Origin of the sequence: Elizabethkingia argenteiflava, from assembly GCF_009904105.1 — a bacterium.
Taxonomy (GTDB): Bacteria; Bacteroidota; Bacteroidia; order Flavobacteriales; family Weeksellaceae; genus Elizabethkingia; species Elizabethkingia argenteiflava.
This window is the reverse complement of the sequence record NZ_JAAABJ010000109.1, coordinates 1-501: the sequence shown is the minus strand read 5'-3', so window position 1 is coordinate 501 and position 501 is coordinate 1. Positions and strand designations below refer to the sequence as shown.

1 protein-coding gene is annotated in these 501 nt (G+C 43.5%); it reads left to right on the top strand.

Going from position 1 to position 501, the window contains the following annotated elements; translation table 11 throughout:
- Positions 1-501: transposase (locus tag GNY06_RS00595; RefSeq protein ID WP_176589919.1), on the top strand; the 501-nt coding region annotated here is incomplete at both ends.

Below are 501 nucleotides of genomic sequence, written 5' to 3'. Positions count from 1 at the left end.
CGATGTACGCTATGGGAGTGAGTACCCGAGCAATGGGGGATTATGTTCAGGAAATGTATGCTATGGAGATTTCTCCTGCAGAGATATCCCGTATTACCGATAGTGTACTACCCGCGGTTCAAGAATGTAGAAACCGTCCTCTTGAAACCGTCTATCCATTTATATTTCTGGATTGTATGTTTTTCAAGGTAAGGGTGAATGGTGCTGTAGACACCCGTGCGATCTATAATATCCTCGGGGTTGATATCGAAGGAAAAAAGATGTACTTGGGCTTTATAGTTCAGAAAATGAAGGGGCCAATTTGCGTGGTTCATCAAATCCGCTGCTCCATGCGCTATGTTCCTGACAGGGATAAAAAAGCGGTTATGGAGGATATGAAGCCAATCTACAAGGCTAATAATGAAGAGCAGGGATATCAAAGGCTGCTTGCCTTTGAAGAAAAGTGGGCAAAAAAATATCCCCTGACCTGCAAATCCTGGCTGGACAATTGGTTAAATCTCT